18 protein-coding genes and 1 tRNA gene are annotated in these 19,253 nt (G+C 67.9%); 13 read left to right on the forward strand and 6 right to left on the reverse strand.

What is annotated here, in order from left to right; all coding sequences use genetic code 11:
• The first annotated feature begins 9 nt into the window (after window positions 1-9).
• The 4 genes from HWX76_RS15125 to HWX76_RS15140 all read left to right on the forward strand — a co-directional run bounded on the left by HWX76_RS15125 (window position 10) and on the right by HWX76_RS15140 (window position 3,048).
• Complete coding sequence (locus HWX76_RS15125) at window positions 10-1,212, forward strand: MFS transporter (protein WP_176016006.1); 1,203 nt, start codon at window positions 10-12, stop codon at window positions 1,210-1,212.
• Between the two features lie 14 nt (window positions 1,213-1,226).
• Window positions 1,227-2,336, forward strand: a complete 1,110-nt coding sequence (locus HWX76_RS15130) for a class II histone deacetylase (protein ID WP_089488551.1) — start codon at window positions 1,227-1,229, stop codon at window positions 2,334-2,336.
• 111 nt (window positions 2,337-2,447) lie between these two features.
• Window positions 2,448-2,678: a hypothetical protein gene (locus HWX76_RS15135; RefSeq protein ID WP_050013292.1), complete on the forward strand. Its 231-nt coding sequence runs from the start codon at window positions 2,448-2,450 to the stop codon at window positions 2,676-2,678.
• A gap of 70 nt (window positions 2,679-2,748) precedes the next feature.
• The gene (locus HWX76_RS15140; protein WP_050013293.1) at window positions 2,749-3,048 is read left to right on the forward strand and encodes a hypothetical protein; all 300 of its coding nucleotides are present in this window, start codon (window positions 2,749-2,751) and stop codon (window positions 3,046-3,048) included.
• A gap of 148 nt (window positions 3,049-3,196) precedes the next feature.
• Here the strand turns inward: HWX76_RS15140 and HWX76_RS15145 are convergent.
• Window positions 3,197-3,283: transfer RNA gene (locus HWX76_RS15145), tRNA-Leu, on the reverse strand.
• A 250-nt stretch (window positions 3,284-3,533) separates the two neighbouring features.
• Here HWX76_RS15145 and hpnD point away from each other — a divergent pair.
• Window positions 3,534-4,367, forward strand: coding sequence for a presqualene diphosphate synthase HpnD (hpnD, locus tag HWX76_RS15150; protein ID WP_050013294.1), 834 nt, complete (start codon window positions 3,534-3,536; stop codon window positions 4,365-4,367).
• Window positions 4,368-4,377: 10 nt separating this feature from the next.
• Here the strand turns inward: hpnD and HWX76_RS15155 are convergent, their stop codons facing one another.
• The 3 genes from HWX76_RS15155 to HWX76_RS15165 all read right to left on the reverse strand — a co-directional run bounded on the left by HWX76_RS15155 (window position 4,378) and on the right by HWX76_RS15165 (window position 7,571).
• Entirely contained in the window at window positions 4,378-5,598 is a 1,221-nt protein-coding gene (locus tag HWX76_RS15155; protein ID WP_176016007.1) for a DUF1501 domain-containing protein, read from the reverse strand.
• A gap of 54 nt (window positions 5,599-5,652) precedes the next feature.
• Entirely contained in the window at window positions 5,653-7,158 is a 1,506-nt protein-coding gene (locus HWX76_RS15160) for a DUF1800 domain-containing protein (RefSeq protein WP_176016008.1), read from the reverse strand.
• A 134-nt stretch (window positions 7,159-7,292) separates the two neighbouring features.
• A complete protein-coding gene (locus HWX76_RS15165; RefSeq protein WP_006478566.1) occupies window positions 7,293-7,571 on the reverse strand; it encodes a hypothetical protein in 279 nt (92 codons plus the stop codon).
• A gap of 267 nt (window positions 7,572-7,838) precedes the next feature.
• Between HWX76_RS15165 and ompR the strand changes: the two genes are divergently transcribed.
• The 4 genes from ompR to HWX76_RS15185 all read left to right on the forward strand — a co-directional run bounded on the left by ompR (window position 7,839) and on the right by HWX76_RS15185 (window position 11,309).
• The gene (gene ompR / locus HWX76_RS15170; protein WP_004199523.1) at window positions 7,839-8,564 is read left to right on the forward strand and encodes a two-component system response regulator OmpR; all 726 of its coding nucleotides are present in this window, start codon (window positions 7,839-7,841) and stop codon (window positions 8,562-8,564) included.
• Between the two features lie 41 nt (window positions 8,565-8,605).
• Window positions 8,606-9,967, forward strand: a complete 1,362-nt coding sequence (locus HWX76_RS15175; RefSeq protein WP_050013296.1) for an ATP-binding protein — start codon at window positions 8,606-8,608, stop codon at window positions 9,965-9,967.
• 189 nt (window positions 9,968-10,156) lie between these two features.
• Window positions 10,157-10,705 (forward strand): peroxiredoxin, encoded by a 549-nt coding sequence (locus tag HWX76_RS15180; RefSeq protein WP_006478563.1) that lies wholly within the window; start codon window positions 10,157-10,159, stop codon window positions 10,703-10,705.
• 76 nt (window positions 10,706-10,781) lie between these two features.
• On the forward strand, window positions 10,782-11,309 hold the full coding sequence (locus HWX76_RS15185; RefSeq protein WP_050013297.1) for a carboxymuconolactone decarboxylase family protein: 528 nt from the start codon (window positions 10,782-10,784) through the stop codon (window positions 11,307-11,309).
• A 126-nt stretch (window positions 11,310-11,435) separates the two neighbouring features.
• On the opposite strand, the gene ispF is transcribed toward HWX76_RS15185, so the two are convergent.
• A complete protein-coding gene (ispF, locus tag HWX76_RS15190; RefSeq protein WP_176016009.1) occupies window positions 11,436-11,921 on the reverse strand; it encodes a 2-C-methyl-D-erythritol 2,4-cyclodiphosphate synthase in 486 nt (161 codons plus the stop codon).
• A 28-nt stretch (window positions 11,922-11,949) separates the two neighbouring features.
• Window positions 11,950-12,660 (reverse strand): 2-C-methyl-D-erythritol 4-phosphate cytidylyltransferase, encoded by a 711-nt coding sequence (ispD, locus tag HWX76_RS15195; protein ID WP_050013299.1) that lies wholly within the window; start codon window positions 12,658-12,660, stop codon window positions 11,950-11,952.
• Window positions 12,661-12,679: 19 nt separating this feature from the next.
• Between ispD and mfd the strand changes: the two genes are divergently transcribed.
• From mfd to HWX76_RS15215, 4 genes are all read left to right on the forward strand, one after another.
• A complete protein-coding gene (mfd, locus tag HWX76_RS15200) occupies window positions 12,680-16,237 on the forward strand; it encodes a transcription-repair coupling factor (protein WP_089488554.1) in 3,558 nt (1,185 codons plus the stop codon).
• 104 nt (window positions 16,238-16,341) lie between these two features.
• Entirely contained in the window at window positions 16,342-17,562 is a 1,221-nt protein-coding gene (gene argE, locus HWX76_RS15205) for an acetylornithine deacetylase (protein ID WP_089488555.1), read from the forward strand.
• A gap of 60 nt (window positions 17,563-17,622) precedes the next feature.
• Window positions 17,623-18,642, forward strand: coding sequence for a threonine/serine dehydratase (locus HWX76_RS15210; protein ID WP_050013302.1), 1,020 nt, complete (start codon window positions 17,623-17,625; stop codon window positions 18,640-18,642).
• A 145-nt stretch (window positions 18,643-18,787) separates the two neighbouring features.
• Window positions 18,788-19,222, forward strand: coding sequence for a DUF3574 domain-containing protein (locus tag HWX76_RS15215; protein ID WP_050013303.1), 435 nt, complete (start codon window positions 18,788-18,790; stop codon window positions 19,220-19,222).
• Window positions 19,223-19,253 lie beyond the last annotated feature (31 nt).

The raw sequence follows: 19,253 nt of genomic DNA on the forward strand, positions 1-19,253 counted from the left end.
GATCCCGCCATGAAAACCTTGTCCTCCGATGCCGCCCTCTCGCCCGACGGCCGCGCATCGACATTCGCGCGCGCGACGCTCGTCGCGCTCGTCGTGTTCGCGGCCATCACGCCGCTGCTGCTGCTCGTGGCGCCCGCCGTCGCCGGTCGGCTGGCGACGCAGCTCGGTTTGTCCGCGTCGCAAATCGGCATCTACTTCTTCGTCGAACTCGGCGCGTTCAGCGTCGCGACCGTGCCGTCGTACCTGTGGCTCGGTCGCATCGACGCGCGCCGCGTCGCCGCGTTCGCCATCGCGGTGTTCGGCGCGGGCAACCTGCTGACCGCGCTCTGGATGCCGGGCTTTGCCGCGCTGCTCGCGCTGCGCGCCTTCACCGCGCTCGGCGGCGGCTCGCTGATGGTGCTCTGCATGACGAGCGCGGCGACGAGCAAAAACAGCGACCGGGTGTACGGCCTGTGGGTCGTCGGCCAACTGATCGCGGGCGCGACCGGCCTGTTCGTGCTGCCGCACGTGTTCGCCACATTCGGGCTGCGCGCGCTGTACGTCGGGCTCGCCGCGCTCGCGCTGCTCGCGGCGCCGCTGTCGCGCGGCTTTCCGTCGTCGCTCGGCATGCGGACGGCATCCGCGCACACCGCGCGCAGCGACGCACCGCGAACGCCGCGACGCTTCGTCGTACTCGCCATCGCCGCGGTGCTGACGTTCTATCTCGCGATCGGCAGCGTGTGGACGTTCGCGAGCCGCGCGGCGGCCGAGGCCGGGCTCGATCCGCAGTCGACCGGCAACGTGCTCGCGATCGCGAGCGTGATGGGGATCGCCGGCGCGGCGCTCGCGTCGTGCGCGGGCGGCCGGCTCGCGCGGCGCGCAATGCTGGCGGCCGGTTACGGGCTGCTCGCGGCGTCGCTCGTCGCGCTCGCCGCGCTACGTGACACCGGCGGCTACAGCGCGGCGATCTTCGTGTTCAAGTTCGCGTGGACCTTCGTACTGCCGTTCATCCTCGCGACCGTCGCGCAGATCGACACGTCGGGCCGCCTCGTCGCGACGCTCAATTTCGTGATCGGCGCGGGGCTCGCCGCCGGCCCGCTGCTGGCGGGCCTGATGCTCGACGCCGGCGGCACGATGCGCGCGCTGTTCGCGGCCGCGACGGCCGTCGCGATCGTGTCGTTCGCCGCGCTGCGCCACATCGATCGCCGTTCTTCCGTTTCCTCCCAACCGTGACAGGTCACGCATCCATGAATCGCACTGCCTTCTTCACCGACGAACGCACTTTCTGGCATACCGGCGGCACGCACGCGCTGTTCTTTCCGGTCGGCGGCTGGGTCCAGCCGCCATCGAGCGCGGGCTACGCGGAATCGCCCGATTCGAAGCGCCGCTTCCTGTCGCTCGTGCAGGCATCGGGCCTCGCCGCGCAGTTGGACCTGCGCGGCGCCGAGCCCGCGACGGCCGCCGACCTGCTGCGCATTCATCCCGCGCACTATCTCGACGCGTTCCGCGCGCTGAGCGACGCGAACGGCGGCGACCTCGGCGAGCTCGCGCCGTTCGGCAAGGGCAGCTACGAGATCGCCGCGCTGTCGGCCGGCCTCGCGATCGCGGCGGTCGACGCCGTCGTCGGCAAGCGCGCGGCGAACGCGTTCTCGCTGTCGCGGCCGCCCGGCCATCACTGCCTGCGCGACCGCCCGATGGGCTTCTGCCTGCTCGCGAACATCCCGATCGCGATCGAAGCCGCGCGCGCGAAGCACGGCATCGAGCGCGTCGCGGTGATCGACTGGGACGTGCATCACGGCAACGGCACGCAGTCGATCTACTACGACGATCCCGATACGCTGACGATCTCGCTGCACCAGGACCGCTGCTTCCCGCCCGGCTACAGCGGTGCGGACGATCGCGGCGAAGGCGCGGGCGTCGGCGCGAACCTGAACGTGCCGCTGCTCGCGGGCAGCGGCGACGATGCGTATCGCCATGCGTTCGAGCGGATCGTGCTGCCGGCGCTCGTGCGCTTCCGCCCCGAGCTGATCGTCGTCGCGAGCGGCCTCGATGCGAGCGCGGTCGATCCACTCGCGCGCATGCAGCTGCATACCGACAGCTACCGGTTCATGACCCTCGCGGTGAAGGAAGCCGCGCAGCGCCATTGCGGCGGGCGACTGGTGATCGTTCACGAAGGCGGCTATTCGGAGGCGTACGTGCCGTTCTGCGGGCTCGCGATCGTCGAGGAACTGGCCGGCATTCGCACCGAGGTCGCCGATCCGATGCTCGACCTCGCGATCGCGCAGCAGCCGGACGAGCGGTTCGTCGCGTTCCAGCGCGCACTGCTCGACGAACTGGCCGTGTCGTTCGGGTTGTAACGCGCGGGAACGAACGTGACGGGGCCGGCCCGTGCCGGCCCTTGCGCGATCGGTGCGGATGGGGTTTCCTGTGTCTTTACCCCTGTTCCGGCACGAGGCCGCACTCTTCCGATGAAATCGTCCCCGCGCGACAACAACGACAACGCCAAAACGCGCCGCCAGCCGTCGAAGCTGGCCCTGAACATCGCCGCCGTGACGGTCGGCCTCATCACGTTCGCGATCGGCGCGGCGTGGGTAATCTATAGCTGGATCGTCGATCGCGAAGCGCAGTATTTCGCGATTCCGCTGGTGTTCTCGGTGCCGGTGATCGTGGCCGTCGCGATCCGCAGCTTTTGGGAATAAGTGCGGCGGAAACGACGAAGCGCTCATCTACGAGCCATTTGCAGGCCGGCATGCGTTCCCGGACTGTTGCATGCTGCCCTTCGATACAACACTGAGTGCGGACACAGCCAGCACCGTACCAACCGATTTCAGCACGGATTCCGCGGAAGGAGGCGCACCGCCCGCGATCCGCCACCCCGAGGAAGTCGACGTGGAAGCGGAGCAGTCCAGCGGCTTCCTGACGGTCGCGTCGGGTCTGGCGCTCCACGCCACGTTGTCGGCAGGCGTGGCCGCGACAGCCGGCATGGCCAGCATCAGCGCCAGAACGCCGATCGACGTGCGTATGGTGTGGGTCATCGACGGTCCCCGGTTGAACAGCCCGCGTGTATAAAAGGCTTTGCCATGTTACATGCCGCCGATTTAACGTGCCTGCGCAAACGGCATCCTCCCGGCTGACGGCCATCAACAAAAAAGCGCTGCGGTCAGCCGACCGGCAGCGCTTTTTCGCGAACGTGCCCTGACGGGGCACGTTCGACTTCTGGTGCGTGAGGCCGGACTCGAACCGGCACACCCTTGCGGGCGTCAGGACCTAAACCTGGTGCGTCTACCAATTTCGCCACTCACGCGTATTTCCGTCGCCTGATCGCGCGGGACGCAAAATGCGTGCTCCACGCGCCCCGGGGCTTGCCCGGGACTTCTCACGCCGGCCCGAAAACCGGCACGCCCGATCAGGCGAGCGCGAGATTCTACCCGATCCGTTCGGCGTTGTCTCGCCCCGCCGGCGCCCGTCGTGTCGCGGTGCTAGAATGCCGCGCTCGACGTTTCGGCAGCGCGCCGCCGCGCGTCCCCCGAACCCGCCCCCACCCGATTTCGCCCGTGAACTTCGACGACTACTGTCAGCAAAAGGCCGCCCCCGCCGGCTCCAGCGTCTACTACGCGCTGCGCCAGGCGCCGCTCGCCACGCAGCCGCGCCTGACCGCGCTGTTCGCGCTGCGCCGCGAACTCGAGGAAACCGTCAAGGAAACCAGCGATCCGACCGTCGGACACACGAAGCTCGCGTGGTGGCACAAGGAACTCGCGGCACTCGCCGACGGGCAGCCGTCGCACCCGGTCACGAAGGCGCTCGCGCAGCATCACCCGGCAATCGCCGCGGAAGCCGATGCATTGCGCACGCTCGTCAACGGTTACGGGATGGACCTCGAACAGGCGCGCTACCTCGATTTCGCGAACCTGCAGCGCTATATCGCGCAGGTCGGCGGCACGTTCGCGTCGCTGGTTGCGCGCGCCAGTTCGCCGAACCCGGCCGATCCGCAGCCGTGGGCCGCGGACGTCGGCCGCGCGCTGATGCTCGCGCAATTCGTGCAGGAGCTCGGCAATGACGCGCGCCACGGCCGCATTTATTTGCCGATCGACGAACTCCAGCGCTACAACGTGACCGCGGCCGATCTGCTGAATCGCCGCTACAGCCCGGCCTTCACCGAATTGCTGCAATTCCAGACGACCCGCGCGCGCGAAGCGCTCGCGGCCGCCGATGCGGCGATTCCCGCCGCCGAACGTCGCGCGCAGCGCACACTGCGCGCGCAGCTCGCGCTGGCCGGGGCGCTGCTCGACGAAATCGCGCGCGACGGCTACCAGGTGCTGCACCAGCGCATTGCGCTCACGCCGATCCGCAAGCTGTGGATCGCGTGGCGCGCCGCACGCCGCCGCTGAGCGGCGCGCCTCACACCTTCAGCAGCGGCAGCGTATCGAAACGCTGCTGCAGCACGCGCGTCGCATCGAGCCCCCACCACGGCCCAAGCACGGTCGCGTAAAGCTGGCGGAAATCGACCGCGACCGGCAGGTTGCCGTTGCCGTCGAGCCGCCCGAGCGCCGGCGGCGCACCGTACAACCCGCCCGCCACGCGGCCGCCCATCACGAAATGCGGCGCGGCCGTGCCGTGATCGGTGCCGTTGCTCTGGTTCTCGCGCACGCGCCGCCCGAATTCCGCATACGTCATCACGAGCGTCTCGTTCCAGCGCCCGAGTTCGATCAACGCCGCGCGCATCGCGCTCATCCCGTCCGCGAACTGCCTGAGCAGCGCGGCGTGCTGCCCCGGCTGGTTCTGGTGCGTGTCGAAGCCGTTGAGCGTCAGGCGCAGCACCGCGACACCGTCCTGTGCGCCGGGGCCGGACGCTTCGCACGCGGCCAGCACCTGCATCGCGGTCTTGACCGACGTGCCGAACGCGCCGGCCGGAAAGGCCGTCCTGAATTCGCGCATCCCGCCGCGCGGGCGCAGCCGGTCGGCCGCCTTCACGATGTCGTTCTCGACGTCGATGATGTGCGCGAGCGCCGGGTTCTGCTCGCGCAGCGACGACGGTTCGGCGAGCCGGGCCGCACGGATGAACTGCGCGGGATTGACGAGCGCGATCGCGCGCGCGCCGTTCGACAGCGGCCCCATCTCGGCGCTGCCGAGCACGACGCCGTCCGCCGCGAAACCGGGCGGCACGGGCGCCTGCGCGAACGTGCGCGTGAGCCAGCCTTCGTGCAGGTACTGATCCGAGCGCGACGCGGTGTCCCAGATCTCGATCGAACGGAAATGCGACAGGTTCGGCTGCGGATAGCCGACCCCCTGCACGACCGCGACCTGCCCGTCGCGCCACAGCGGCATCAGCGGCGCGAGCGACGGGTGCAGCCCCGTCTGCGCGTCGAGCTGCAGCACCTGGTCGCGCTTGATGCCGATGCTGCGCCGGAGCGGGTAATACAACGGATCGGCATACGGCACCACCGTGTTGAGGCCGTCGTTGCCGCCCTTCAACTCGACGAGGATCAGCACGTTCGCATACCCGGTCGCGGACTTGCGCCCGGCCGGCGTCGCGGCAGCCGCCATCGCGGGCGCTTGCCACATCGACACGCCGGCAGCGGCCGCGGCGCCTGCGAGCGTCAGAAAATCACGTCGGTTCATCGCACATCCTTTGGTTCGCCGCCGCGGCGGCTGCCCGCTTCGTCGTCGTTTGCATCATTTCAGTTGATAGGCCGGATCCATCAGCAGCGCCTCGATATACGCGCTGCCGGTCGAATCCGTGTCGATCGCCGCGACCGGCGAAAGCTGCAACACCGCGTGCTGCAACTGCAGTTCGGTCGACAATCCCGCGACCGCCTGCGGCCGCGCGCGATACTGGGCGAGCCAGCGTTCGAGGTCGAAACGCAGGCCGCCGCGCGCCGGCTTCGCCGGCAGGCCGCGCAGGCCGACAGCGGACGCCGTGTCGATCACCGGCATCGCGTGCGCACGCGCGTTCGGCGGCGGCGTCATCGCGCCACGGGCCGGCGGCCGCATGCCGGCCGTCTCGGTCGCGCGGAACAGCTGCTCGACGAACTGCTTGCGCGACAGCAGCGTGGTGCTGTTGATCCACAGCGCGCCGCCCGGCCAACCCTTCACGTTCGGCGGATAGAACAGGTTCTGCCCGAGCGTGCGCACGGTGTCCGCGAGCATCTGCGGATCGCCGTATGCCACGTCGAACAGCCGCACCGAGCCGACCACGAACTCCGCCGGCGACTTGACCAGCACGCCGCGGTTGCGCGGATCCCAGAACGCGTCGGTCGACCACAGCGCGGCGAGCGCCGCGCGAATGTCGTAGCCGCTCGCGCGAAACCGGTCGGCCACCGCATCGAGCGCACCCGGCTCCGGCGCATCGGACACGAACTCGCGCCACAGCTTGCCGGCGATGAAACGCGCGGTGCCCGGCCGCTTCAGCAGGACGTCGAGAAAGCCATCGCCGTCGAACGGCCCGGTTTCGCCGAGGATCGTCTTGTCGCCGGCATCGTGCCAGTCGGGCCGCACCGCGAAGCGCAGCGTATCGGGATCGACGGTCCAGCCCGTCATCGCGCGCGCGGCTTCGGTCACGTCGTATTGTGTGTAGTGCCCTTCGCCGAGCGTGAACAGCTCCATCACCTCGCGCGCGAAATTCTCGTTCGGCCGCCCCTTGCGATTGCTCGCGCCGTCGAGATACTGCAGCATCGCCGGGTCCTTCGCGACCGCGTGCAGCAGCGTGCCGAAGTTGCCGAGCGCCTCGCGGCGAAACAGCGCGTTCTGCGCGGCCATCGTTTGCGGATAAGGGACCTTGTCCTGTCCGGACGTGAAATGCCCATGCCAGAACAGCGTCATGCGCTCGGTCAGCGGCGACGGCGTCGCGACCATCTCGTTGACCCAGGCCGCGCGCAACGCATCATAGCGGCGATTGCGCTCGCGCTGCTCGTCGCGCCGCATGTCGGGCGTCAGCGCCTGGCGCTGCGCGCGCGTCGGCGGCGGCTCGGCGAGCCAGTCGGGCCACGTCGTGACGGGTTCGCGTCGCGCGCTGCCGAGGGTGTCGGCGACGACCTGCGCGCGCGTCATGCCGACGATGCGCGCGACCTCGGCGGGCGCGGGAGAGAAACCGGTGCGGCTGAGGAAAAACAGTGCGTCGTCGGCATCGAGCGGCGACTGCATGGCAGGCGACGGCGCCGGTGCGGCAGCGTTCGCTTTCATCGTCATGGACTCCGGGAACGCACCGGCGGTGCGGATGCCCGTACAACGGCATTCGGCAGCAGAAAGTTGACGGAAAAAGTGCTACGAATTCTTTCCGCGCGGACACTTCCGCGCAAGAAGAATGACGGCACGCGTCAGCGCTTGTACAGCTCGCGAACGGCGTCTTCGATGTGCTGGCGCAACAGGTGCCGCTCTTCGGGCGTCATGTGCCCGTCGCGGCGGCGCTGTTCGAGATCGGGAGGCACGGCGGAACGGACCGTCATATCGGCGGCGCGATCGGGTTGCGGCGCTTTGCCGCGCGGCAGCTTGCGCGACGATGCGCCCTGCTCGGGGCGCTGCGCATACGCGAAGTTCGACGCATACGGACCGGCAAGCGCGATCGTCAGCATCAGTGCAATCCGGGCAGATCGCATGACCGTCCTCGCTTCTTTGGTCGATTTGTTCCCTTCGTCACGCGGCAACCGGTTACCTCTGGTACTTGAAAAACCCTGCGGAATTCGGGTGTGCAAAGATGAAAGATGGAGTGCAGGGGAGTATCTACCGAATTTCGGCTTCGAGTAAAGGAATCTCTATAGCCTGCCTTTACTCGGCGCGACACTACGGGTAAATTTTGTAACCGACTGTAACGCACGAAAATCCCCGGCCGTGCGTCAATTCCCATTCGCGATAAGATGCCGATCATGGAAACGAAAAACCCCTCCAAGATTCTCGTCGTCGACGACGACCCTCGCCTGCGCGATCTGCTGCGCCGCTACCTCGGCGAACAGGGTTTCAACGTCTACGTCGCGGAAAACGCGACCGCGATGAACAAGCTCTGGGTACGCGAGCGCTTCGACCTACTCGTGCTCGACCTGATGCTGCCGGGCGAAGACGGCCTGTCGATCTGCCGCCGGCTGCGCGGCAGCAACGACCGCACGCCGATCATCATGCTCACCGCGAAGGGCGAAGACGTCGATCGCATCGTCGGCCTCGAGATGGGCGCCGACGATTACCTGCCGAAGCCGTTCAACCCGCGCGAACTGGTCGCGCGCATTCACGCGGTGCTGCGCCGCCAGGCGCCGGCCGAACTGCCGGGCGCGCCGTCGGAAACCACCGAGGTGTTCGAGTTCGGCGAATTCTCGCTGAACCTCGCCACGCGCACGCTGACGAAGTCCGGCCAGGAAATTCCGCTGACCACCGGCGAATTCTCCGTGCTGAAGGTGTTCGCGCGCCATCCGCGCCAGCCGCTGTCGCGTGAAAAGCTGATGGAACTCGCGCGCGGCCGCGAATACGAAGTGTTCGACCGCAGCCTCGACGTGCAGATCTCGCGCCTGCGCAAGCTGATCGAGCCGGATCCGGGCAGCCCGCGCTTCATCCAGACCGTCTGGGGCCTCGGCTACGTGTTCATCCCGGACGGCGCCGCCTGAGCTTCTTCCTTCCCGGTTTCGCCCCGCCCACGGCCCGTCCCATGCGTATCGACCGGCGCCTTTTGCAGCTCGCGTTCGGCGGGCTGTTCTGGCGCACCTTCCTGCTGATCGCGCTGCTGATCTCGGTCAGTCTCGCCGCGTGGTTCCAGAGCTTTCGCGTGATCGAGCGGGAGCCGCGTGCGCAGCGCGTCGCGCTCCAGCTCGTCGCGGTCGTGAAGCTCACGCGCACCGCCCTGCTCTATTCCGATCCCGACTTGCGGCGCGCGCTGCTGCAGGATCTCGAGAGCAACGAGGGCGTGCGCGTGTACCCGCGCGAGAAAACCGACAAGTTCAAGCTGCAGCCCGACGAATCGCTGAACCGCCTGATCGAACACGACATCCGCAGCCGCCTCGGCGACGATACCGTGATCGCGCAGTCGGTCAACGACATTCCCGGCGTGTGGATCAGCTTCAAGATCGACGACGACGATTACTGGGTCGCGCTCGACCGCGACCAGCTCGACAACGTCACGGGCCTGCAGTGGGCCGGCTGGGGGTTGTTCGCGCTCGCGCTGTCGCTGTTCGGCTCCGCATTCATCACGAGCCTCGTGAACCGGCCGTTCTCGCGGCTCGCGCTCGCCGCGCGCCAGGTCGGTTCGGGCCAGGCGCCCGAGCCGCTGCCCGAGCGCGGGATGGGCGTCGCGGCCGACACCAACCGCAGCTTCAACCAGATGGTGCGCGACCTCGAACAGCTCGAGGCCGATCGCGCGCTGATGCTCGCGGGCATCTCGCACGACCTGCGCACGCCGCTCGCGCGGCTGCGGCTCGAAACCGAGATGAGCCCGTCCGACCAGGCGACCAAGGACGCGATGGTCGACGACATCGAACAGATGGACCGCATCATCGCGGCCTTCATCGACTATGCGCGCCCGTCGCAGCGCAAGCCCGAGCCCGTCGACCTGTCGTCGGTCGCGCACGAAGTCGCCGCGCGCGTGTCGGGCGAGGACGGCGTCGAGATCCGCACGCGGCTCGCGCCGAGCGCGATCATCGAAGCCGACGAGACCGACATGCGGCGCGTGATCGGCAACCTCGTCGAGAACGCGCGCAAGTACGGTCAGAGCAAACAGGACGGCATTTCGCGCATCACGCTCGAGACGCGCGTGTCGCATGCGCGCGTCGAGCTGTCGGTGAGCGACGAAGGCCCCGGCATTCCCGAGGATCAACTGCCGCTCGTGATGCGGCCGTTCTACCGCGTCGACACCGCCCGCACCAAGGCGGACGGCACGGGCCTCGGAATGGCGATCGTGCTGCGGCTCGTCGGCCGCTATCGCGGCGCGCTGCGCCTGCGCAACCGCCACCCGGAAGCCGGCCTCGAGGTCACGCTGGAATTCCCCGGCGCCGGCAAGGCGCGTGCGACCGCGTGACACGCTCGCGCACGCATCTTGCGCGTCACACTATCGACCCGGTTGACAAAAGCTATGAGAGTCGTTAGTCAAAATCTATTGAAGCGCCTTGCTAATAGTGTTATAGTTTTCCCCATGCTGTCACATCATCGTTGCAGCACCGAGGTAGCTTGACTCAGTCTTCTTCCCAACTCACACAGGAGTATCCGCATGAAAACCGTGGGCGATAAACTCGAAGCTTTCACCGTCGTAGCCGCGAAGCCGGGCTTCAATAATCACGAGGAAAACGGCCAGTCGGCGTTCGAGACCGTCACCGAAGCGTCGTTCCCGGGCAAGTGGAAGATCATCTACTTCTATCCGAAGGATTTCACGTTCGTGTGCCCGACGGAAATCGTCGAATTCGCGAAGCTCACGAAGCAGTTCGAAGAGCGCGACGCCGTCCTGCTCGGCGGCAGCTCGGACAACGAATTCGTCAAGCTCGCATGGCGTCGTGAGCACAAGGACCTCGACAAGCTGAACCACTACTCGTTCGGCGACGTCAAGGGCGAACTGATCGACCAGCTCGGCGTGCGCGACAAGGAAGCCGGCGTGGCCCTGCGTGCAACGTTCATCGTCGATCCGGACAACACGATCCAGCACGTGTCGGTGAACAACCTGAACGTCGGCCGCAGCCCGGAAGAAGTCCTGCGCATTCTGGACGGCCTGCAAACGGACGAACTGTGCCCGTGCAACCGCGCAGTCGGCGGCGCAACGCTGTAAGCGTAGCAATGCACGAAGCCCGCGGCGCACGTCCTGCCTGCGGGCTTTTTTAACGGCCAACCCATAGGAGATATCAATGGAATTCATCGACTCGATTAAGGCACGTATCCCCGACTACGCGAAGGACATTCGCCTGAACCTCGATGGCACGATCTCGCGCTCGTCGCTCGAAGGCACCGATGCGGTCGGCGTGGCGCTGGCGGCGGCCATCGCGGCGAAGAGCACGGTGCTCGTGAAGACGATCCGCGAAGCCGGCGTGCTGTCGCCCGAAGAGACCAACGCCGTGCTGACGGCGGCCGCGCTGATGGGGATGAACAACACCTGGTATCCGTATGTCGAGATGGCCGACGACGCCGACCTGAAGACGCAGCGCGCCGAATTGCGGATGGGTGCGTACGCGACGCACGGCGGCGTCGACAAGCGCAAATTCGAGATGTACGCGCTCGCCGCGTCGATCGTCGGCAAGTGCCACTTCTGCGTGAAGTCGCACTATGCGCTGCTGAAGAACGAGCAAGGGATGACGACGACGCAACTGCGCGACGTCGGCCGCATCGCGTCGGTGATCAACGCCGCCGCGCAGGTGATCGCCGCCGAAGGCGAATAAGCGGTTGCACGGCGCGCGGCCGTGAGCCGCGCCTGCTGCAAACGAAAATGCCACGCATTCGCGTGGCATTTTTCATTTCGGCGGCGGTGCGTGCGGCGCGAACCGCACGCACCGCCGTCAAGGTCGTCAGCCGCCCTGCTTCACCAGCAACGTGGCAGCCTGCGCCTCGATCCCCTCGCCGCGGCCGAGATAGCCGAGCTTCTCGTTGGTCTTCGCCTTCACGTTCACGCGATCGAGCGGCAGCCCGAGATCGGCCGCGATGTTCGCGCGCATCCCTTCGATATGCGGTGCCAGCTTCGGCGCCTGGGCGATCACGGTGGTGTCCACGTTCTGGATCATGAAGCCGGCCGCCTTGATGCGTGCGGCGCACTCGCGCAGCAGCACGCGGCTGTCGGCGCCCTTGAATGCCGCGTCCGTGTCGGAAAAATGGCGGCCGATGTCGCCGAGCGCCGCCGCGCCGAACAGCGCGTCGGTGATCGCGTGCAGCAGCACGTCCGCGTCCGAGTGGCCGAGCAGGCCGCGTTCGTACGGAATCGTCACGCCGCCGATGATGAGGGGGCGCCCCTCGACGAGCTGGTGCACGTCGTAGCCTTGTCCGATTCTGAAATCCATGCGTGTTCCGATTGAGAGGGGGTGAATGTCAGGAAGCGTTCGCGGGGCGCGCGAGGATCGCTTCCGCGAGCGCGAAGTCTTCCGGATACGTGACCTTGAAATTGCGCAGGCTGCCCTGCACGACGCGCGGCGTATGACCAGCCCATTCGATCGCGCTGGCCTCGTCGGTCAGGTCGTGCCCTTCACGCTGCGCCTGCAGGATCGCGTCGCGCAGCATGCCGATGCGGAACATCTGCGGCGTCTGCGCCTGCCACAGCGCGTCGCGCGACTCGGTGCGCGCGATCGCGTCGCCGCCGGCCGGCACGCGCTTGAGCGTATCGGCCACCGGCAGCGCGACGATCCCGCCGACCGGGTCGTCCTTCAGCGTCGCGACCAGCGTGCGGATCAGCGCCGGCGTGATGCCCGGGCGCGCGGCGTCGTGCACGAGCACCCAGTCGTGGTCGGTCGCGCCGAATTCGGCCAGCTCCAGCAGCCCGTTCAGCACCGACGCCTGCCGCGAGCCGCCGCCGCAGCGGCGCACCGCGAAGCGCAGGCCCGCGAAGCGGCGCGCGTCGAAATGGGAATCGTCGGGCGCGAGCACGACGAGCGTCTGCGCGAACTCGCTGCATGCGTCGAACGCAGCGAGCGTGTAGTGCAGCAGCGCGCGGCCGGCCAGCGTGCGGTATTGCTTCGGCACGGCCGAACCGGAACGGCTGCCCGTGCCGGCGCAAGGAATCAGGGCGAAAAGTCGGGGAGTCACGAAGGGAAACGCCGGAAAGGTGAAATCGAGAAGCGGATTTTATAATAGGTCTTTCGTCTCGACCGGCGCACGCGATGCGCCCGTGCACGCCACCCCTGTCGTCCCTATGCCAGATAACGCTTCCACCCCGTCCGCTTCACCCGTTGCCCGCGTCAAGCCCGGCCAGCGTTTTGCCTTCGACGGCGCGCACGGCTCCGCCGACGCGCTCGCCATCGCCCGTTATCTCGCCGACAACCGCCAGGACGTGCCGCTCCTCGCGGTGATCTGCGCGAACGCGGTCGACGCGCAGCGGCTGTCGCAGGAAATCCGCTACTTTTCGCCCGATGCGCGCGTGCGCCTGCTGCCCGACTGGGAAACGCTGCCGTACGACACCTTCTCGCCGCACCAGGACCTCGTGTCCGAGCGCCTCGCCACGCTGCACGACCTCGGCGAGGGCCGCTGCGACATCCTGCTCGTGCCCGCGACCACCGCACTGTACCGGATGCCGCCCGCGTCGTTCATGGCCGCGTACACGTTCGCGTTCGCGCAGGGCGAGCGGCTCGACGAGGCGAAGCTGAAGGCGCAGCTCACGCTGGCCGGCTACGAGCACGTGAGCCAGGTCGTGCGGCCCGGCGAATACTGCGTGCGCGGCTCGCTGATCGACCTGTACCCGATGGGTTCGCCGCTGCCGTACCGGATCGACCTGTTCGACGACCAGGTCGATTCGATTCGCGCGTTCGATCCCGACACGCAGCGCAGCCTCTATCCGGTGCGCGACGTGCGCCTGCTGCCCGGCCGCGAGTTCCCGTTCGACGAAGCGGCGCGCACGGCCTTCCGCAGCCGCTGGCGCGAAACCTTCGAAGGCGATCCGAGTCGCGCGCCGATCTACAAGGACATCGGCAACGGCGTGCCGTCGGCCGGCATCGAGTACTACCTGCCGCTGTTCTTCGACGAGACGGCCACGCTGTTCCACTACCTGCCGCAGGACGCGCACCTCGTGTTCACCGGCGATCTCGACGCGTCGATCCGCCGCTTCACGGCCGATACGAAGCAGCGTCACGCGTTCCTCGCACACGATCGCGAGCGGCCGATCCTCGAGCCGCAGCGGCTGTTCCTGTCCGACGAGGATTTCTTCGCGTTCGCGAAGCCGTTCGCGCGCGTCGTGCTGCCCGCGCAGCCGGCCGGCGGCTGGGCGACCGCGCTGCCCGAACTGACCGTCGACCGCCATGCGGACGATCCGCTCGCGTCGCTGCGCACGTTCGTCGAATCGTCGGGCAAGCGCGTGCTGCTGACGGTCGAATCGGCCGGCCGCCGCGAGACGATCCTGCAACTGCTGGCCGAACACCACCTGCGCCCCGCGTCGAACGACGACTTCGCGGGCTGGCTCGCGAGCGACGAACGCTTCGCGCTCGGCGTCGCGCCGCTCGCGAACGGCTTCGCGGTGCCGGGCGAAGGCTATGCGATCGTCACCGAAACCGAGCTGTACGGCGCGCTCGGCCGCCGCGCGGGCCGCCGCCGGCAGGAACAGGCGAGCAACGTCGACGCGATGGTGCGCGACCTGTCGGAGCTGAAGGTCGGCGATCCGGTCGTCCACGCGCAGCACGGCATCGGCCGCTACATGGGCCTCGTGTCGATGGATCTCGGCGAGGGCGAAACCGAATTCCTGCATCTCGAATACTCGGGCGACAGCAAGCTCTACGTGCCCGTCGCGCAACTGCACGTGATCTCGCGCTACAGCGGCGCCGACCCCGACAGCGCGCCGCTGCACGCGCTCGGCTCCGGCCAGTGGGAGCGCGCGAAGCGCAAGGCCGCGCAGCAGATCCGCGATACGGCCGCCGAGTTGCTGAACCTGTACGCACGCCGCGCGGCCCGCGAAGGCCATGCGTTCTCGCTCGACCCGCGCGACTACGTGAAATTCGCGGAAAGCTTCGGCTTCGAGGAAACGCCCGACCAGGCCGCGGCGATCGCGGCCGTGATCGGCGACATGACGAGCGGCAAGCCGATGGACCGCCTCGTGTGCGGCGACGTCGGCTTCGGCAAGACCGAGGTCGCGCTGCGCGCGGCATTCATCGCGGTGCTCGGCGGCAAGCAAGTCGCGCTGCTGTCGCCGACCACGCTGCTCGCCGAGCAGCACACGCAGACCTTCGCCGACCGCTTCGCGGACTGGCCGGTGCGGATCGTCGAGCTGTCGCGCTTCAAGACCGCGAAGGAAGTGAACGCGGCGATCGCGCAGATCAACGAAGGCAGCGTCGACATCGTGATCGGCACGCACAAGCTGCTGTCGTCGGACGTGCAGTTCAAGCGCCTCGGCCTCGTGATCATCGACGAGGAACACCGCTTCGGCGTGCGCCAGAAGGAAGCGCTGAAGGCGCTGCGCGCGGAAGTCGACGTGCTGACGCTCACCGCGACGCCGATCCCGCGGACGCTCGGGATGGCGCTCGAAGGGCTGCGCGATTTCTCGGTGATCGCGACCGCGCCGCAGAAGCGGCTCGCGATCAAGACCTTCGTGCGCCGCGAGGAGGAAAGCGTGATCCGCGAGGCGATGCTGCGCGAGCTGAAGCGCGGCGGCCAGGTGTACTTCCTGCACAACGAGGTCGAGACGATCGAGAACCGCAAGGCGATGCTCGAGGCGCTCGTGCCCGAAGCGCGCATCGTGATCGCGCACGGCCAGATGCACGAGCGCGAACTCGAACGCGTGATGCGCGATTTCGTCGCGCAGCGCGCGAACGTGCTGCTGTGCACGACCATCATCGAGACCGGCATCGACGTGCCGAGCGCGAACACGATCATCATGCACCGCGCGGACAAGTTCGGCCTCGCGCAGCTTCACCAGTTGCGCGGCCGCGTTGGCCGCTCGCACCACCAGGCGTACGCGTACCTGCTGGTGCACGATCCGCAGTCGCTGACCAAGCAGGCGCAGCGCCGGCTGGAAGCGATCCAGCAAATGGAGGAACTGGGCTCGGGCTTCTATCTCGCGATGCACGACCTCGAGATCCGCGGCACCGGCGAGGTGCTCGGCGACAAGCAGTCGGGCGAAATCCACGAGATCGGCTTCCAGCTCTATACGGACATGCTGAACGACGCGGTGAAGGCGCTGAAGAACGGCAAGGAGCCCGACCTCACCGCCCCGCTCGCCGCGACGACCGAAATCAACCTGCATGCGCCCGCGATCCTGCCGGCCGACTACTGCGCGGACGTGCAGGAGCGGCTGTCGCTGTACAAGCGGCTCGCGAACTGCGAGCACGGCGACGCGATCGACGGCATCCAGGAGGAATTGATCGACCGCTTCGGCAAGCTGCCGCCGCAGGCGCACGCGCTCGTCGAGACGCACCGGCTGCGGATCGCCGCGAAGCCGCTCGGCATCGTGAAGATCGATGCGAGCGAAGTCGCGATCGGCCTGCAGTTCGAGCCGAATCCGCCGATCGACCCGATGCGGATCATCGAGATGGTGCAGAAGCATCGCCACATCAAGCTCGCGGGCCAGGACAAGCTGCGCATCGAGACGCGCTCGCCCGATCTCGCGATCCGCGTATCGACGATCAAGGAAACGCTGCGCGCGCTCGGCCCGAAACAGGGGGCGGCCGTCGCGGCCCGCTGATGCCATCCTGACGGGCGCGACGTTGCTGCACCGCATCGCGCCCGACGAAGGCGGGCCGGCGCGTTTTTGAGTATGATTTCCCATTCATCAGACGGAGTTTTGCCATGTCCACTCTCGACGCGACGGCGCCGTCCGCCGCCACCGAAGGCGACGCATCGCTCGTCAGCCTGCCCTGGGTCAAGCAACTCGTGTCGATGGACACGACGAGCCGCGTGCCGAACCTCGGCCTGATCGAAACGGTGCGCGACGCGCTCGCCGCGAAAGGCATCGCATCGACGATCACGCACGATCCGCGCGAGGGCTGGGCGAACCTGTTTGCCACCGTGCCCGCGCACGACGGTTCGACGAACGGCGGCATCGTGCTGTCGGGCCACACCGACGTCGTGCCGGTCGACGGCCAGCAATGGGACAGCAACCCGTTCGCGCCGGAAATCCGCGACGGCCGCCTGTACGGCCGCGGCACCTGCGACATGAAGGGCTTCATCGGCGCGGCGCTCGCGCTGCTGCCCGAGATGCAGGCAACCAAGCTCGCGAAGCCGATCCATTTCGCGCTGTCCTACGACGAGGAAATCGGCTGCGCCGGCGCGCCGCTGATGATCGCCGATCTCGTGAAGCGCGGCGTGCAGCCGTCGGGCTGCATCGTCGGCGAGCCGACCAGCATGCGGCCGATCATCGCGCACAAGGGCATCAACGCGTACCGCTGCTGCGTGCGCGGCCACGCCGCGCATTCGTCGCTGACCCCGAAGGGGCTCAACGCGATCGAGTATGCGGCGCGCCTCATCTGCCACATCCGCGACATCGCCGACCGTTTCCGCGCCGAAGGCCCGTTCGACGAGCTGTACGACGTGCCGTTCACGACCGCGCAGACGAGTACGATCCAGGGCGGCAACGCGATCAACACGGTGCCGGCCGAGTGCCGCTTCGACTTCGAATTCCGCAACCTGCCGACGCTCGATCCCGAGCAGATCTTTACGCGCATCGAAGCGTATGCGCAGCAAACGCTGCTGCCGCAGATGCGGCGCGAGCATCCGAACGCCGCGATCGAGTTCTCGAAGATCGCCGCGGCGCCCGGCCTCGACGCAACCGAACAGGCGGCGATCACGCAGCTCGTGCGCGCGCTGACGGCCGACCAGGACAAGCGCAAGGTCGCGTACGGCACCGAGGCCGGGCTGTTCGAACGCGCGGGCATCCCGAGCGTCGTGTGCGGGCCCGGCAACATCGAGCAGGCGCACAAGCCGAACGAATATGTCGAGCTCGCGCAGCTCGCCGGCTGCGAGCAGTTCCTGCGCAAGTTCATCCGCAGCATGTCGGTCGACGCGCACTGACTGCCTCCCGCCACGCCGGCCCGCGTGTGCGGGCCGGCCCACTCCGCTACCCGCCACGTCATGTCGACTGAACAACAGGGCACTGCCCATACGACGATCGACGGCGAGCCGATTCCGACGCTCGACGAAATCGCCGCACAGCATTTCGCGTTGTCGCCGTGGGTCGCGCGCACGCCCGTGTTCGAACGCGCCGACCTGCCCTCCCTCGAAGGCACGCACGTCAACTTCAAGTTCGAGCTGCTGCAGGCAAGCGGCAGCTTCAAGGCGCGCGGCGCGTTCACGCATCTGCTCGCGCTCGACGAAGCCCGCAAGAACGCCGGCGTCACCTGCGTGTCGGCCGGCAATCATGCGGCGGCCGTCGCGTATGCGGCGATGCGGCTCGGCAGCAGCGCGAAGGTCGTGATGTTCCATACCGCGAGTCCGACGCGCATCGCGCAGTGCAAGCAGTACCGCGCGGAAGTCGTGCTGGCCGGCAGCGCGTCGCAGGCGTTCGATCTCGTGCGGCGCATCGAGGCCGAGGAAGGCCGCTTCTTCATTCATCCGTTCAACGGCTATCACACGATCCTCGGCACCGCGACGCTCGGCTACGAATGGGCGACGCAGACGCCGGACCTCGACGCGGTGATCGTGCCGATCGGCGGCGGCGGGCTCGCGGCCGGCATGGCGACCGCGCTGCGGCTCGCGAACCCGCGCGTGCACGTGTACGGCGTCGAGCCGGAAGGCGCCGACGCGATGAGCCGCAGCTTCGCGGCCAATCACACGATCAAGATGAGCGCGATGCAGACCATCGCCGATTCGCTGATGGCGCCGCACACCGAGGAATACAGCTACCAGCTGTGCCGGCGCCACCTCGACCGCATCGTCACCGTCTCCGACGACGCGCTGCGCGCCGCGATGCTGTTCCTGTTCTCGCACCTGAAACTGTCGGTCGAGCCGGCCTGCGCGGCCGCGCTCGCCGCGCTGCTCGGCCCGCTGCGCGAAACGCTGCAGGGCAAGCGCGTCGGCGTGCTGCTGTCGGGCACGAATACCGACCCCGCCACACTCGGCATGCATCTCGCGCACGCGCAACTGCGGCACTGACGCCGCATCCCGCGTGCGCCGGCCATCCTAGGGTTATCCCCAGATTATGTTGACAGCCCTGTTGATAACCCGCCGGACCCGCTCGCAAGTGATTGAGCGCGCAGCGTTTTGCGCGCGCGAAGGTCGATCGTCACGAAATGGGCAGATGCGGCGGCTGGCCGCATGCTCGATTGCATTCGCGCTGCTCGCCGGTTGCGCGGCACCGCCCTCGCCCACCTCCCACGCGCAACCTGCGGCCTGCACGCAACCGGGCGAAAGCCGCATGCTGCAGGCCGACCTGCTGTTCGGGCGCGACGTCGCCGGCCGCGGCCCCGTCACCGATGCCGAACGCGCGGCCTTCCTCGCCGACACGGTCACGCCGCGCTTCCCCGACGGCCTCACCTACTGGGACACGCACGGCCAGTGGCGCGACCGCTCGAGCGGCGCGATCACGCGCGAAGACAGCTTCGTGCTCCGTATCATCGCCGACGATACGCGCGACACGCGCACGCGGCTCGCCGCGATCCGGCAAGCGTACGTCGAGCGATTTCACCAGCAATCGGTCGGCATGACCGTCGTGCCGGCCTGCGCGTCGTTCTGATTCACCGTCTTCCGCTGGCGGCCGCGCGCAA

It is taken from the genome of Burkholderia sp. BCC0398 (assembly GCF_902833245.1).
GTDB lineage: Bacteria > Pseudomonadota > Gammaproteobacteria > Burkholderiales > Burkholderiaceae > Burkholderia > Burkholderia sola.